The following is a 14719-nucleotide window of genomic DNA, read 5'->3' as shown; positions in this document are numbered from 1 at the left end:
TATCCATGGACAGAATCGATTGCGCCGTCATCGGCGCCGGCGTGGCGGGCCTCGCCATCGCCAGGGCCCTGGCGGCCGCGGGGCGTGAGGTCGTCATCCTCGAAGCGGAGGCGGCCTTTGGCACCCACACCAGCGCGCGCAACTCGGAAGTCATTCACGCCGGCATCTCGTATGCGCCCGGATCGCTCAAGGGGCGGCTCTGCGTGGCCGGCAAGGCCGCGCTCTACGCGTATTGCCGCGAGCGCGGCATCGGGCATCGGCAGATCGGCAAGCTGATCGTCGCGGTGGAGCCGCAGGACCTGGGCGAACTGCCGAAGTACGTGGAGCTCGGCCGCGCGCAAGGCGTGACCGACCTGCGCATCATCGGGGCCAGCGAGGCGCGCGACCTGGAAGCGGAAGTCCGCTGCGCCGGCGCATTGCTGTCACCCTCGACCGGCATTGTCGACAGCCATGGGCTGATGCTCTCGTACCTGGGCGATGCGCAGGGCGACGGCGCCGCGCTGGCGCTCAACAGCCCCGTGCAGGGCGGCGAAAGCACGCGCGACGGCATCGTGTTGCGGGTGGGCGGCGCCGAGCCGATGGAGGTGCTGTGCAGCACGGTGATCAATGCCGCCGGGCTCGGCGCCCAGCGCGTTGCCGCCGCCATCGCGCAGATGCCTGCGGAGCGGATTCCCCGCCTGTACTACGCCATCGGTCATTACTTCACGCTGGCGGGCAGGTCGCCGTTCCGGCGCCTGGTCTATCCCACGGGCAGGGAGGGCGCGCTGCGCGCCCATGTCACGCTCGACCTGGGCGGCCAGTGCAAGTTCGGCCCTGACCTCGACTGGCGCGACGGGGTGGACTACCGCTTCGACGAGAGCCGCAAGCCGCGCTTCCTGGAGGCCGTGCGCCACTACTACCCGGGCCTGCGCGACGAGGACCTGCAGCCCGGCTACACGGGCATCCGTGCGCGCCTGGCAGGGCCCGGCTCGTCCATGCACAACACCGCGACGGACTTCGTCATCCAGGACGCATCGGCGCACGGCGTCCGCGGGCTGGTCAACCTGTTCGGCATCGAGTCCCCCGGGCTGACCGCCTCGCTGGCGCTCGGCGACCATGTCCGGGAGCTGGCGGGCGCGTGACGGGGGCCTGGCCACCGTGGTGCCGGCAGGCCGGCCCCGCGCGCATATGTTGGCGCTGCCTACCGCTTGCGCTGCAGGAATTCGTTCATGAAGCGCTGCGGCTCCCCGGTATCGAAGGCGCTGCCGAACTCGCCCACGCTGTCGTTGATGGAGACATCCAGCGGGGCGTCTTCCCATGCGCGCAGCAGGCGCTTCTGCTGGCGCACCGCGGTCGGACCGAAGCTGGCAAGCAGCGAGGCGACGCGCTGCACTTCAGCATCCAGCTCCGCCAGCGGCACGACCTTGCTGACCAGGCCCCAGGCCAGGGCTTCCTTCGCATCCGATATCTCGCCGGTCAGCAGCATCCATGCGGCGCGCGCGTTGCCGATCAGGCGCGGCATGAGGGCGGCGTGGATCACCGAGGGGATGCCCACCTTGACCTCGGGCATGCCGAGCTGGGCGTTGTCCGCGGCGATGCGGATATCGCAGGCCAGCGCCAGCTCCAGGCCGCCGCCCAGGCACCAGCCCGGCATGCGGGCGATCACGGGCGCGGGAAAGTGCCGCAGCGCGTCGCACAGGCCGCGCAGGCCGCTGATGAAGGCCTCGCCGCTGGCGCGCGTCAGGCTGGCCATTTCCTTGATGTCGGCGCCGCCGATAAAGCCTTTTTCTCCCGCGCCCTGCACGATCAGCACGCGGATATCGGCGCGGCCGGCGAGCGTGCCGACGGCTTGCGTGAGCGCCGCGATCACCGGCGTGCCGAGGATGTTCAGCGAGCCGGCTTCGCGGATGGTGAGGGTGGCGATGCCGCGCTCGTCGACCTCGACGCCGGCGTGCTTGCCGGTGGTCTTGTCCTGGGTGGTGTCTGTCTGTGTCATGGGTCCGGCTTACTGGAGTTTGGTGAAATGGATCTCTTCGACGACCTTTTTCCAGTGCGCGTTCTGGCCGCGGATCAGGTCGCCGAAGGCCTTGCGGGTCATCGGGCTGGGGATGGCGCCCTGTTTTTCGATGGCGGTGACGACTTCCGGATCGGCCAGCACGCGGCGCACCGCGTCGTTAAGCTGGTCCAGGATCGGCGCGGGCGTGCCCGCGGGCGCGCCGAGGCCGAACCACGACGGGTTGTTCATCGCCGGCAGCCCGGCCTCGGCATAGGTCGGCACATTGGGCAGCGCCTTGAGGCGCTGCTTTGCCGCCACCGCCAGCGGGCGCAGGCGGCCGCCCTGGATCAGGCTGGAAGAGGAAGGGATGTTGTCGAACACCACCTGGATCTGTCCCGCCACCGCATCGTTGAGCGCGGGGCCCAGGCCCTTGTAGGGCACGTGGAGCATCGTGGTGCCGGTCTCGTTCATGAACAGCTCGCCGTTCATGTGGCTCAGGCCGCCGTTGCCGGAGGAGCCGAACGAGTATTTGCCCGGGTTGGCCTTGAGCAGCCTGACGAAGGCGGGCAGGTCGGCGGCCGGGAAGGCGGGATTGACCACCAGCACGTTGGGCACGTCGGCCAGGTTGCTGATGGGGTCGAAGTCCCTGACCGGATCGTAGGCGTTCTTCGCGTACACATTGGGATTGACCGCGTGCGAGCTTTCCACCTCCATCACCAGGGTATAGCCGTCCGCCGCTTGCTTGGCGGCGTAGGCGCTGCCTACCGCGCCGCCTGCGCCGGGACGGTTTTCCACCACCACGGGCTGCCTGAGCACGGCGCCGAGGCGGGTGCCGACGATGCGCGCGATGATGTCGGTGGTGCCGCCGGCGGCGTAGGGCACGATCAGCTTGACGGGCTTGTCGGGATACGTGGAGGCGCCGGCGCCGCTGGCGAGGGCAAGGCCGCCGACCAGGGTGGCGGCGAGGATATGTGTGTTCAAGCGTTGTCTCCGGATAAGGGTGTGTCTTGGTGTTGTGGCGCCGGTGTCCGGCGTTGCCCGCTGCCGCGCGGTGTCGCGCATCATGCGTGGGCCGGCATGTCGTGCTCGCCGAGCAGGGGAGGTGCCGCGCGCGCAGGTGCGCCGTCACTGGCCAGCATGGGATTGCGGATCATCGGCACGGGCCCGAGCGTGGGGTGCTCGGCGGTCTGCACCAGCCGGCGGTGCACTACCTGCGGATGGGCGAAGACCTCCTCCATCGAGTTGATCGGTCCCCACGGCACGCCGGCGGCGTCGAACGCATCGGTCCAGGCCTGGCGTTCGCGCGTCGGGAAGACATCGGTGAGGACCTGGCGCAGCGCGGGCAGGTTGGCGATGCGCGCGGAGTTGGTGGCGTAGCGATCGTCCGTCGCCAGCGCGCCGAGCCCGGCCACTTCGCAGAAGCGGGCGAACTGGGCATCGTTGCCGATGGCCAGGATGAGATAGCCGTCGGCGCAGCGGAACACTTCGTACGGTGCGCAGTTGGGGTGGGAATTGCCGCTGCGCCGCGGTGCGCGACCCGACACCAGGTAGTTCGAAGCCTGGTTGGCATTGAGCGCCACGGCGACATCCAGTAGCGCGATGTCCAGGTATTCGCCCGCGCCGGTGGCGTGCCGGCGAAACAGCGCCGCCAGCACGGCCGAGGTGGCGTACATGCCGGTGGTCAGGTCCACCACCGCCACGCCGGTGCGCAGCGGGCCGGCGCCGGGCTGGCCGTCGGGGTGGCCGGTATAGCTCATCAGGCCGCCCATGCCCTGGAAGACGTAGTCGTAGCCGGGCTTGTCGGCCATCGGGCCACTCTGGCCGAAACCGGTGATCGACAGGTACACCAGGCGCGGATTGAGTGCCCTGAGCGTTTCGTAGTCCAGCCCGTAGCGGCGCAGCGTGCCGACCTTGTAGTTCTCCACCAGCACGTCCGCTTCCAGCGCGAGCTGGCGGATCTGCGCGGCGCCCTCGGGCGTGGTGTAGTCGATGGCAACGGAGCGCTTGCCGCGGTTGCAGCAGATGAAGTAAGCGGAGAGGCTGTCGTCGCCGGCGGGATCCTGCAGGTAGGGCGGCCCCCAGCCGCGCGTGTCGTCGCCGTGGCCGGGGCGTTCCACCTTGGTGACTTCTGCGCCGAGGTCGGCGAGGTTCTGCGTGCACCAGGGGCCGGCCAGTATCCGGGACAAATCCAGCACCTTGATGCCGGCCAAAGCCTGATGAAGCATGGGTTCTCCGCAAGACTGATGGTGATGATGCGGGCGAGTGTAGCGACGGCCCCGCGGGCGGGCCAGTTCATAGTTTTGAAAGAAGCGTTCGCGGAATTCGAAGGAAGGCGCGCCTGCAACCGGGCACAGCCGGGCGCCCCGGACGCATTCATTTCCTAGCCTTGTGCGGCACGCGCTACACTTGAGCTGCCGCGCCCGCGATCTGGGTGCGGCAAGCCTGCGCCTGGCGCGGCTCATTTCCCGACCTCACCCCCCCTTGCGAGGAGATGCACCATGGCTACGACCTCAAATCCGTTTACCGATTTCAGCAAGTTGCTAGAGCAGTTCAAGCTTCCCGGCGTCGACATGACCTCGGTGATCGAAGCCCGGCGCAAGGATATCGATGCGCTGACGGAAGCGAACAAGGTTGCCTACCAGGGCATGCAGGCGCTGGTGCAGAAACAGACGGAGATCCTGAGCAAGACCATGCAGGAGATCCAGACGGCCGCGCAGCATATGTCCACGGGCGGCAATCCGGCGGAAGCCATGGCCAAGCAGGGCGAGTTCGTGCAGCAGGGACTGCAGAAGGCCTTCAACAATATGCGCGAGCTGGCCGAGATGGCGCAGAAGTCGCAGGCCGAAGCGCTGGCGGTGATCACCAAGCGCGCCGAGCAGAATATCGAAGAAGCCAAGAACCTGATGAAGGGCAAGTAAGCACGGGCGGATGCCGGCGGGCGCGAACCAGGTTCCCGCCCGGCGCCTGCCGCCGTGTCCCGCGCACGGCCTTCCCGGCGCGGATCGCGCCGGCCCCGGCGGGCCGGTCCGCGTGCTCAAGGAAAGGCAAGCCACATGCTCGCGATTACTGGTGCCGACCCCCGATGGGGCTGGGCGCTGGCATCCTGATCACGCCGCGATTGCCGGGCTACACCGTGGCGGTCTGCCTGAGCGTGACCGGTCTGCCGGGTTTGTCCGGCGGCCGCGGGCCAGGGCAGTCGAAGCAATTCCTCAGACCAGGCCAAGAGCGCGCAGCTTTGCGTCCGCCGCCGAGTAGGGCCGTTCGCAGATGATCTTGTCCGAGTTCGCGGCAAACTCGAACGTCGCCGCCATTCGCACGCGGAACTTCCGGCCGGTTGGCTCGAAGACCTTGCCGTTCGCCTTCAGCGGGCCGAGGTGCGTGCCAGATAGCCAGAATTCAACGAGAACAGTGTCATCGTCCGCGGCGATGGCGATGATCTCATTGGCAAGGTCGGGGAAGGGGATGCGCGAGGAATCGAAGTAACCCCGGACCTGCTCCTCGCCGTCAAACACGACCCCCGTAGCGTGCATTTCATACCGGGGGTGCTGGAATGTGTTGATCACGGCGTCCCACTCGTGGGTGCATTCCAGTGCCATGTGGTCGCGCACGGTCTGAATGCGCGCGGCGCTCAAAGTATCGGTCATCCTTGTTCTCCGTCGGATATGTCTAGGGTAATGATGGGCGGCTCGAGTCGGGCCGCCGCGAGAATTGGTGCTGAACTGCCCGGGCGTTGCCTGTCGGCCGATCGCGCGACGGCATGGCCCTGTCCGGCTTTTAGCGAAGCAGACGCCACCCGCCATCCACGGTGAACTCCCCGCCGGTGATATAGCCTGCTTCGTCCGATGCCAGGAATGCGATCAGATTGGCGACATCCTCGGCCCGTCCCTGGTCGCCGAGCGGAATCTGGCGTCCGTTCGGCCTGGGGTCTGCGCCGCCCGCGGCCTGGCGTTGCTGGTATTGGGTGAAGATGCTCTCAAGCATCGGCGTGGACGTCTTCCCGGGATGCACTGAGTTGCAGCGGATCTTGTTGCCGTTTTCCGCGCCGGCCAGGGCAACCGTCTTGGTCAGCTGTGTGACCGCCCCTTTGCTGGCGCCGTACGCGACACTTTGCGTTGTCGGGTAGTAGGCACCCACTGAAGCCAGGTTGATGATCGAGCCTGCACCGGTCTGCCGCATCGCGGCCATCGCCTCGCGGCATCCCAGGAAGGTCCCGTCGAGGTTGACCGAAAGCACGCGGCGCCAGTCGTCGAGCGTGGTCTTGGCCAAGGTGCCATTGACGACGTCGCCAACGATGCCTGCCGCGTTGACCAGCACATCAAGCCTGCCATGCCGGTGCAGAATGGCTTGGACGGTGTGCGCCCAGCTCGATTCGCTGGTCACGTCGAGCGGCACGAACTCGCCGCCAATTTCCGCGGCGACCTTTGCACCGTTGCTGCTGGCCAGGTCGGCAATCACCACTGTTGCCGCGCGCTGGGCCAGCAAGCGCGCCGTGGCGGCTCCGATGCCGGACGCGCCACCAGTGATCAGGGCTACTTTCTCCGCGAACTGCGCCATTTTCCTGTCTCCTGTTTGTTGTTCTGCAGTCTCTTTCCAGTTTGCGAGCCTCGTTTTCGTCAAACTGAAGAAACGTTTCCACAGATGGATTGCATTGTTGTTCCGGGTTTAAATCGCAACAATCATGGTAAACACTAGCCTTGTTGGCGGGCCTGTTGATGATATATTGTAAAAACGTTTCTGCAAGGGCAGGGCAGACTTTTCAAGATCACTAGGAGACACCGATGAGTTATCTGTTTGGCGCGGTTCGGCAGCTTGGTTACGTCGTGAACGACATTGAGAAAGCAATGGCGCACTGGACGGAGAAGCTCGGTGTCGGGCCCTGGTTCTACAAGGAAGACGTTGGTACGACCGAGTTTCGCTACTACGGCAAGAATTCGACGCCGCCCAAGCTCTCCATCGCCCTGGCAAACTCGGGGGATCTGCAGATCGAACTGATCCAGCAGCGAGATGACGCGCCCTCGCTCTACCTGGACTCATTGAAGCGAAGCGGCGAGGGCGCGCAGCACATCGCGTACTGGACGGAAGACCGCTTCGACGAGATCGTCGGCCGGCTTCTGGACGCCGGCTACGTGGAGGGGCATGGCGGCCGCATGGGGTCGCGGGGTCGCTTTGCCTATTTCGTCAACCCCGACCTGCCTAGCGGGATGTTCGAGATCTCGGAAATGGCCGGCGGCAAGGCCGAATATTTTGCCGAGGTGAGGCGTGCCGGCCTCGCCTGGGACGGCAAGGGCGAGGCCATCCGGCTGATCGGCGCCCCGCGATAGTTGCCATCCGGGGCTGGAGCGTTCCGCGAGGGGCGCTCTGACCTCGGGGCGGGACGATCTCTGCCTCCACGAGTGCGCGTCATCCGGTGAGCTAGAATGCTCGGCATTCATATAAGACGTTACTCAGCCTGAACCCGCTGCCTCGCGGCGCACGTTGGGGCAAAAGGAGAGAATCGATGTTGCAGTCCCGTGCACTGCCTGAACATGTGTGGCGCAGCGTGTCGCACCAGACTGTGTCGGGTGTTTGGTCGAGCATGCGCGTGGCCCCGGGCGCTTTGGCCAGCCAGCGCACAACGATGCACGCCAAATGAAGCCGCGCATCACGATCCGGGAGGTGGCAAAGGAAGCGGGCGTCTCCATTGGCACGGCTTCGCGCGCGCTCAATCGTGCAGGGCGGGTGAGCGAAGCCGCCATTGCCGCTGTCACCAAGGCCGCGACCCGCCTGGGGTATGAGCCGGACGCCATTGCCCAGAGCATGCGCACGCGCTCGTCGGGAGCCATCGGCATCCTGGTCTCCGATCTGTCGAACCCGCTTTACGCACGCATCATCATCTCCATCGAGGCGTCCCTGCAGGCCGCGGGCTACGCGCTGCTGATCGCGAGTACGCATAACGATGGCAAGCGCGAGAAGAACCTGATCGACCTCTTTCGCCGGCGACGGGTGGACGGGCTGATCCTTGCCCCTTGCGATGCAGAGAATCCAAGGATGCTGGAGCAGCTTTCGCAGGAAATGCCGGTCATCGCCCTTGACCGGGACCTTTCCGTGGTCGGAACCGGTGTTCATGTCGATCACTATGGCGGTGCCATGCAGGCGACCCGCTATCTGCTGAACCTGGGGCATACGCGCATCGCGTTATTGACGCCTGGGAGTGCGCTTCGACCCGGGCGGGAGCGGATTGCCGGATTCACGGATGCGTACAAGGAGCGCGGGCTCAAGCCCGCGCCCAAGCTCATCCGTTCGGAGAAATCGGCGATGGAATTCGCTTTCAGCGAAGCGCTGTCGCTATTGTCCGGTCCGGATGCCCCCACCGCATTCCTGTGTCTCGGGACGCGGATCCTGTCGGGCGTGCTCCAGGCGCTGCGGCACACCGGCAGGGTTGTGCCGGATGACGTGAGCGTGATCAGTATCGGCGATACCGATCTCTCGCAACTGTTCAGCCCATCGATCACCTCGTTGACCTGGGACCTCGACGTAGTCGGCACGGTCCTCTCCCAGATCATGCTCAAGCGCCTGGAGAAGGATGCGGAGGTCGAGCCGGAGACGATCGCCATCACGACCCAGCTCGTTCTCAGAGAGTCTTGCGGGCCCGTTGCCGCCAGCCGCAAGAAGACCACGGCATAGACATTCCCGACCCCGACGGAACCCGGACAGCGCCGCTTCGAACTGAAGCGGTTTTTTTGTCCTGCATCCACTTGCCCAAACGGTAGAAACGTTTCTACAATGATCATGCCAACGGCGTCGTAGCCTTCGGACACGAGGTCGCGCCAGAACTATTTCGACAGGAGACATGCATGAAAGCTGCGATTCGCAACGAGACCGGACTGGTCATTGCAGATATCGAGATCCCTCGCCCCAAAGCCACCGAAATCCTTGTGAAGGTGCGGGCGAGTTCCCTGAATCGCGCAGACCTGTCGCTCGTCGATGGCAAGTCGCACGGCTCCGTCGGGGGCCCCGGCACGGTCCTGGGTCTTGAGTGGTCTGGTGACGTGGTCGAAGTGGGAGAGGCGGTCACCGCATACAAAGCCGGCGACAAGGTCATGTGCTCCGGCATCGGCGGGTTCGCCGAGTATGCCGTCACGGACTGGCGTCGCGCTTTCCCGTTTCCGGCGGCCGACATGGACTATGAAACCGCCGCCTGTCTCTGTGTCGCGCTGCGAACGACGCACACGGCGATGCGGCAGACCGCGCAACTGGAAGCGGGCCAGTCGGTCATGGTGCTGGGGGCATCGTCCGGCGTCGGCCTGATGAGTCTCCAGGTGGCCAGGCACTTCGGCGCGAGCCTGGTGATCGGCACCTCGACCAAAGCGGACCGGCGTGATCGGCTGGCCGGGTTCGGTGCCGATGTCGCGCTCGACAGCAACGATCCGGGCTGGGTGAAAAAGGTGCTCGAGCTCACGGACGGCCGCGGCGTCGACCTTCTCGTCGACTTCCTGGCGGGGCCGCTGATCAACGACAGCATGCGCGCCGTGGCCATAGTAGGGCGGATCGTCAATATCGGCCGGATGGCGGGAGAGAGCGGAACCTTCGATTTCGATCTTCACTCGATGCGCCGGATCCAGTATCTCGGCATGACGTTCAGGACCCGCTCGGTCGAAGACGTGGGGGCGATCGCAGAGCGCGTGCGCAAGGACTTCTGGCCCGCACTCGCGCGTGGGGAGCTGCGCCTTCCCATCGATGTGCGGCTGCCGCTCGATCGCGTGGCGCAGGCGTGCGAAATGATGCGCGAGAACACACATTTCGGGAAGATCGTCCTCACCCAGGATTCCTGAGCGACCTGGCTGGCAGACGTCCCGAATGCCGGTCCGCCGCCGATAGTCTCCGGACCCAGGCCGGGCGGGGATACCGGATCTCCCTGGCCGCCTGCACCGGAGTGCCTTTGCGCACCCGGCATCAAATTCCCCGCGGGTTTACCACCATTTGATCGTAAAGGCTGTCACCGCAAAATATGTGGAAACGTTTTACCTTGTTCCATCGACATGATAAGTGCCACGATCAGAAGTCTGATCAGAAATCTGAAAAGAGTGGTGCACCGCCCCACAAGTTGGAGACAGAAATGAAGAAGCTCAGCGCCCTCACCTTGCTCACTGCGATCACCCTGTCCGTTGCGGCTCAAGCACAGGGCGAAGTGGCGTATCCCAGCAAGCCGATCCGCCTGATTGTTCCCACGGCGCCAGGCGGCGGTGGCGATGTGTTTGCCCGCATCCTGGCGGACCAGGTCGGCCGTCGCCTGAAGCAGCCACTGGTGGTCGAGAACAATGCCGGCGCCGGCGGCACGATCGCCATCGGGCAACTGGCGCGCGCCACCCCGGATGGCTACACGATCGGCCTTGGCACGATGACCACGACCACGCTCGCGCCCGCCGTGTACCAGGCCTTGCCATACGACCCGGTCAAGGACCTGACCACGATCGCTCGCGTTGGCACATCGCCAATCATCCTGGTCGCCACCAAGGACTTTCCCGCCAACAACCTGAGGGAATTCGTGGCGGTAGCGAAAAAGAGCCCGACACCCATCCAGTTCGGCACGTGGGGGCCCGGCTCCACCGGGCACTTCTGTGCCGAGGTCCTTGCCCAGAAGACTGGCATCAAGCTCGACCATATTCCGTTCAAGGGGACCTCCCCGGTGGTTACCGCAATGCTCGGCGGCATCGTGAAGGTGGGCTGGCTGGACATTGGCAGCGGCACTTCCGCGGTCAGGTCCGGGAAGATCAAGGCGCTGGCCATGTGCACCCGCCGCAGCGCGAATTTCCCCAACGTCGCGACGTACAAGGAGCAGGGCGTCGATTTCGACCAATGGACCGGCTGGGCCATGTTTGCTCCGGCGGGCCTGCCCAGGGCGATCGCAGACAAGCTTGCCGCAGCGGTTCAGCAAGCGCTGAAGGATCCGGCCGTGACCAGCAAGATGGCCGATCTCGGCATTACGCCGGACTTCGTGCCAGGCAGCGAGCAAGCCGCGATCAACGCCCGCGATATCGAGGTCTGGAAGCGGATCGCGCGCGAAGCAAATATCACGCTGGAGTAGGCAGGCGCCGGATGCGGTGGCCGGGCCGCCGGGTGGCTGGCCACCGCCATGTGCTGCACCAGCAGGCGATCATTCCATAGGAGGTTGAGATGGCACTACCGAAGGTTGTTACGCATCAGGACCGTTTGCTGACGGTCAATATCCATGAGTCGCAAGAGTTCCCGGGATCCGAACCGGGCTCCACGATCATCCCCTTGTTTCTCGACCGCGAGAACGGCGTCTGGGTGCTGTATGGCAAGTTCGAGCCGGGCACGACGCTGCCGCCGCACTTCCACACCGGCACCGTGCATTTCTTTACGACCAAGGGGCAGTGGAACTATGTAGAGTACCCGGCCGACCCGCAAACCGCGGGTAGCTACCTTTACGAGCCCGGTGGCTCGGCGCATACGTTTTCAGTGCCGGCCGATGCCAAGGAGCCGGCCGAGGGCTTCATGGTGGTGTACGGCGCCAACGTCATCTTCTCCGACGGGGAATACCAGAGTGTCCGGGATGCCGGAGCCATCGAAGAAGGCATTCTTGCCGCGGCCCGGCAGGCAGGCCTCCCCGTGCCCCGCTATATCCGGCCCAAGGGCGGCGCGGAGTTTTCGCGGGACTGACTCTCGATAGTTCGAAATGCGCTTCCCCATGCGTGCCCTGGGACAGGGCATGCGCGGTCGGCGCACGCTGCGCAAGGCGTGGTCGATCGATCCTCACCGATAAGAAAACAACGGAGACAAGTGTCATGAAGAAGTCCCTCTGCTTGGGTCTCTTGGCCTTATGCGCGGCGTTCGCTGGCACTGCCATGGCCGAAACCCCCGATGAATACCCGGCGCGTCCCGTCAAGCTGATCGTGCCGTCGGCGGCGGGCGGCGGCGCGGATGCGTTCGGTCGGCTGCTCGGCGAGCAGCTCGGCAAGCGACTCAGGCAGTCGTTCGTGGTGGAGAACATCGCAGGGGCCGCAGGCACGATCGCGATCGCGCAGCTCGCTCATGCCAAGCCGGATGGCTACACGATTGCGCTGGGGACGATGACCACTACCACGCTAGCGCCCGCGGTCTATCATCAGCTGCCCTACGATCCCGTCAAGAGCCTCACCACGCTGGCGCGGGTTGGCACGTCGCCGATCATTCTCGTGGCGACAAATGATCTGCCTGCAAACAACCTCAAGGAGTTCATCGAGCTGGCCAGGAAGAGTCCCAGGCCCATTCAGTTCGGTACCTGGGGTGCGGGCTCGACCGGCCATTTCTGCGCGGAGGTGCTTGCGCAAAAGACCGGCATCAAGCTCGATCACATTCCGTTCAAGGGCGGCGCCGCCGTCATGACGGCGATGATGGGCGATGTCGTGAAGGTGGGCTGGCTCGATATCGGCTCGGGAACCGCGGCAGTGAAGACCGGCAAGATCAAGGCGCTTGCCATGTGCACCCGGCGTACGTCGAACTTCCCGAACGTGGCGACGTACAAGGAGCAGGGGGTTGATTTCGACCAGTGGACCGGCTGGGCCATGTACGCCCCCGCAGGCGTCCCGAAGCCGTTCGTCGAAAAGCTCTCGGCTGCGCTCAGGGATGCGCTGCAGGACCCCGCCGTCAAGGCCAGGATGCTTGACTGGGGCATTACCCCGGACTACCTGGCCGGCGAAGAGCAGGCAGCCGTCAATGCCCGCGAGATCGAAGTCTGGAAGCGGGTTGCCAGGGAAGCGAATATCACGCTCGATTGATCGACATCGGCAGGCGCAAGTCAGGCCGGAAATCAGGCCGGAAATCAGGGCGAAAATCAGGTCGAAGACGCCGGATCGACCACAAGCGGGCCGCAGCTCTCCGGGGGTGCGGCCCTATGCTTTGCGGCGCGTTCCAGTCAGTGCGCTGGGGTATACTTTCGGCATGAAGCGACCTGTCCAAATCCGCGATGTGGCCAAGCTAGCCGGGGTATCGGCGAGCAGCGTGTCGCGCGCCCTGAATCGTGACCGCTACGCCAGCGAAGAACTCCGCGCCCGGGTTGCGGACGCCGTGGCAACGCTGGGGTACGAGCCGAATTCGCTGGCCCAGAGCCTGCGCAACCAGTCCAGTCGTACCATCGCATGCATGGTTTCCGACGTGACCAATCCAATGTACGCGGAGATCGTCGGCGCGGCGGAGCTTCGGTTCCAGGAAGCCGGATACCTGATGATCGTGGCGAATTCGCGCAATGGCACGAAGGAACTCGAACTCCTGAACATGTTCAGGCGCCGGCGCATGGATGGCCTGCTGCTGACCGTGGATGACGATACGCGTGAGGATGTGCTCGATGCCATGCGGGGTGCGGAAGCGCCCCTTGTGCTGCTGGATCGCGACAGTCCCCTGTCTTGCGATCGCGTCACGGTGGATCATCGGCAAGGCGCGCGTTCAGCGATCGCGTTTCTTCTCAGCCTCGGGCACCGGCATATCCTGCTGGAGACGCCGCCGGCGAGTGTCCGGCCGGGCCGCGAGCGCATCGCGGGCGCGCAAGAGGCAGTTCAGGCGGCCGGCCTGCCGTTGTCGGTACTCACGGTCATCGAGCATGCCGACCCTTCGCAGACGCGCGTATTCAGCGACGTTCTGCACGAGTTGTCGAAGCCAGCGCGGCCGACCGCCATCGTTTCGCTCGGCACGGAGATGCTCGCGGGTGCCCTGGCGGCAGTGGAAGCGAGTCGCCTCAGGATTCCGGAGGATATCTCGGTCATCAGTATCGGCGACACCGTCCTGGCACAGTTTGCCGCGCCCGGCATCACCGCGCTGCGCTGGGACTTGAAGCAGTTCGGCCGCACGGCGGCGGAACTGCTGCTGGATCGCATCGAGGGCCGCGGCGGCGACAGCAGGACGGTGATGTTCCCGACCGAACTCCTGCTGCGACGCTCGTGCATGCCGCCGCCGGAAGCTCAGCGCATATAGGCGCCCCCGTTCACATCGAGCGTGCTGCCGGTCATGTACGACGACAGGTCCGAGGCAAGGAACAGGCACGCGCCCGCGATCTCGCCGGCGCTCCCGGCGCGGCCGAGCGGCCAGCTCCCCGCCGCGGCATGCAGGACATCCTCCGGCGTATTGGTGCGAGAGAAGTCGGTGACGATCAGCCCAGGCGTGATCGCATTCGCGCGGATGCCGTCGGGACCCAGTTCCCGGGCGAGTGCACGGATGTAGCCGAGCACGCCGGCCTTCGCCGCGCAGTAGTGCGCGCCGCCAAATACCCCGCCGCCTTGCTGCGCCGACATTGACGACACGGCGATGATCGAGCTGGCCTTCTGGCTCCGCATGGCCGGGATCGCCGCCTGGGAGAGCTGCATGGTGCCTCTGAGCACAACGTCGGTGACCCGCAGGTAGTCCTGCAGCGTGATGTCGGCCGCGCAGACCTTCTGCGTGAGGCCGGCGTTGTTGATCAGGACATCGATGTGCCCGCCCGAAGCACCCCATTCCCGCACCTCGCTGATAGCGGCGAGGCAGGATTCCATGCTCGTAACGTCGCAACGAACCCCCAGGGCCACCGGCTCGCCCCGGGCGACATCGCGCGCGGCCTCCCTGACCTCGTCCTCGTCGAGGTCGAGCAGCGCCACCCGCGCGCCGTGTTCGATGAAGAGCCTGGCAGTTGCCCGTCCGATTCCCTTGGCGCGGCCCGCGCCGGAGATCACGGCGGTCTTCCCGGCAAGCAGTTTCCCGGTCATGGTTCTGGTTTCAATGCGGTTCATGCTGGTCTCT

15 protein-coding genes are annotated in these 14719 nt (G+C 65.4%); 9 read left to right on the top strand and 6 right to left on the bottom strand.

The annotated features are described in order from the left end of the window. Positions 1 to 5 precede the first annotated feature (5 nt). Positions 6 to 1121 carry an NAD(P)/FAD-dependent oxidoreductase gene (locus AC1DK4_RS01635; RefSeq protein ID WP_441612110.1) on the top strand — a complete coding sequence of 372 codons (1116 nt, stop codon included), beginning with the start codon at positions 6 to 8 and terminating at the stop codon, positions 1119 to 1121. A gap of 59 nt (positions 1122 to 1180) precedes the next feature. Here AC1DK4_RS01635 and AC1DK4_RS01630 read toward each other — a convergent pair whose 3' ends face one another. From AC1DK4_RS01630 to AC1DK4_RS01620, 3 genes are all read right to left on the bottom strand, one after another. Beyond that, positions 1181 to 1975, bottom strand: a complete 795-nt coding sequence (locus tag AC1DK4_RS01630) for an enoyl-CoA hydratase (RefSeq protein ID WP_441612111.1) — start codon at positions 1973 to 1975, stop codon at positions 1181 to 1183. A 9-nt stretch (positions 1976 to 1984) separates the two neighbouring features. Continuing rightward, positions 1985 to 2956 (bottom strand): Bug family tripartite tricarboxylate transporter substrate binding protein, encoded by a 972-nt coding sequence (locus AC1DK4_RS01625; RefSeq protein ID WP_441612112.1) that lies wholly within the window; start codon positions 2954 to 2956, stop codon positions 1985 to 1987. Positions 2957 to 3036: 80 nt separating this feature from the next. Then, the gene (locus AC1DK4_RS01620) at positions 3037 to 4200 is read right to left on the bottom strand and encodes a CaiB/BaiF CoA transferase family protein (protein ID WP_441612113.1); all 1164 of its coding nucleotides are present in this window, start codon (positions 4198 to 4200) and stop codon (positions 3037 to 3039) included. Between the two features lie 273 nt (positions 4201 to 4473). On the opposite strand from AC1DK4_RS01620, the gene AC1DK4_RS01615 reads away from it, so the two are divergent. After that, the gene (locus AC1DK4_RS01615; RefSeq protein WP_441612114.1) at positions 4474 to 4893 is read left to right on the top strand and encodes a phasin family protein; all 420 of its coding nucleotides are present in this window, start codon (positions 4474 to 4476) and stop codon (positions 4891 to 4893) included. Between the two features lie 291 nt (positions 4894 to 5184). On the opposite strand, the gene AC1DK4_RS01610 is transcribed toward AC1DK4_RS01615, so the two are convergent. Next, a complete protein-coding gene (locus tag AC1DK4_RS01610; protein WP_441612115.1) occupies positions 5185 to 5619 on the bottom strand; it encodes an ester cyclase in 435 nt (144 codons plus the stop codon). 130 nt (positions 5620 to 5749) lie between these two features. Further along, the gene (locus AC1DK4_RS01605) at positions 5750 to 6529 is read right to left on the bottom strand and encodes an SDR family NAD(P)-dependent oxidoreductase (protein WP_441612116.1); all 780 of its coding nucleotides are present in this window, start codon (positions 6527 to 6529) and stop codon (positions 5750 to 5752) included. Between the two features lie 224 nt (positions 6530 to 6753). Between AC1DK4_RS01605 and AC1DK4_RS01600 the strand changes: the two genes are divergently transcribed. The 7 genes from AC1DK4_RS01600 (at position 6754) to AC1DK4_RS01570 (ending at position 13921) form a co-directional block, all read left to right on the top strand. Further along, positions 6754 to 7296 carry a VOC family protein gene (locus AC1DK4_RS01600; protein ID WP_441612117.1) on the top strand — a complete coding sequence of 181 codons (543 nt, stop codon included), beginning with the start codon at positions 6754 to 6756 and terminating at the stop codon, positions 7294 to 7296. Positions 7297 to 7603: 307 nt separating this feature from the next. Beyond that, the gene (locus tag AC1DK4_RS01595; RefSeq protein WP_441612118.1) at positions 7604 to 8638 is read left to right on the top strand and encodes a LacI family DNA-binding transcriptional regulator; all 1035 of its coding nucleotides are present in this window, start codon (positions 7604 to 7606) and stop codon (positions 8636 to 8638) included. Positions 8639 to 8808: 170 nt separating this feature from the next. Beyond that, on the top strand, positions 8809 to 9786 hold the full coding sequence (locus tag AC1DK4_RS01590) for a quinone oxidoreductase family protein (RefSeq protein WP_477116119.1): 978 nt from the start codon (positions 8809 to 8811) through the stop codon (positions 9784 to 9786). Between the two features lie 176 nt (positions 9787 to 9962). Further along, positions 9963 to 11039, top strand: a complete 1077-nt coding sequence (locus tag AC1DK4_RS01585; protein ID WP_441650033.1) for a Bug family tripartite tricarboxylate transporter substrate binding protein — start codon at positions 9963 to 9965, stop codon at positions 11037 to 11039. A gap of 89 nt (positions 11040 to 11128) precedes the next feature. Further along, positions 11129 to 11635, top strand: a complete 507-nt coding sequence (locus AC1DK4_RS01580) for a 2,4'-dihydroxyacetophenone dioxygenase family protein (protein ID WP_441612121.1) — start codon at positions 11129 to 11131, stop codon at positions 11633 to 11635. Positions 11636 to 11760: 125 nt separating this feature from the next. Then, a complete protein-coding gene (locus AC1DK4_RS01575) occupies positions 11761 to 12732 on the top strand; it encodes a Bug family tripartite tricarboxylate transporter substrate binding protein (protein WP_441612122.1) in 972 nt (323 codons plus the stop codon). 163 nt (positions 12733 to 12895) lie between these two features. After that, the gene (locus tag AC1DK4_RS01570) at positions 12896 to 13921 is read left to right on the top strand and encodes a LacI family DNA-binding transcriptional regulator (protein ID WP_441612123.1); all 1026 of its coding nucleotides are present in this window, start codon (positions 12896 to 12898) and stop codon (positions 13919 to 13921) included. Here the strand turns inward: AC1DK4_RS01570 and AC1DK4_RS01565 are convergent. Beyond that, the gene (locus tag AC1DK4_RS01565; RefSeq protein WP_441612124.1) at positions 13909 to 14709 is read right to left on the bottom strand and encodes an SDR family NAD(P)-dependent oxidoreductase; all 801 of its coding nucleotides are present in this window, start codon (positions 14707 to 14709) and stop codon (positions 13909 to 13911) included. The two genes, AC1DK4_RS01570 and AC1DK4_RS01565, sit on opposite strands and share 13 nt — an antisense overlap. Between the last annotated feature and the right edge of the window lie 10 nt (positions 14710 to 14719).

It is taken from the genome of Cupriavidus sp. 05N38, assembly GCF_056397345.1.
This window is presented reverse-complemented; position numbering and strand designations above follow the sequence as displayed.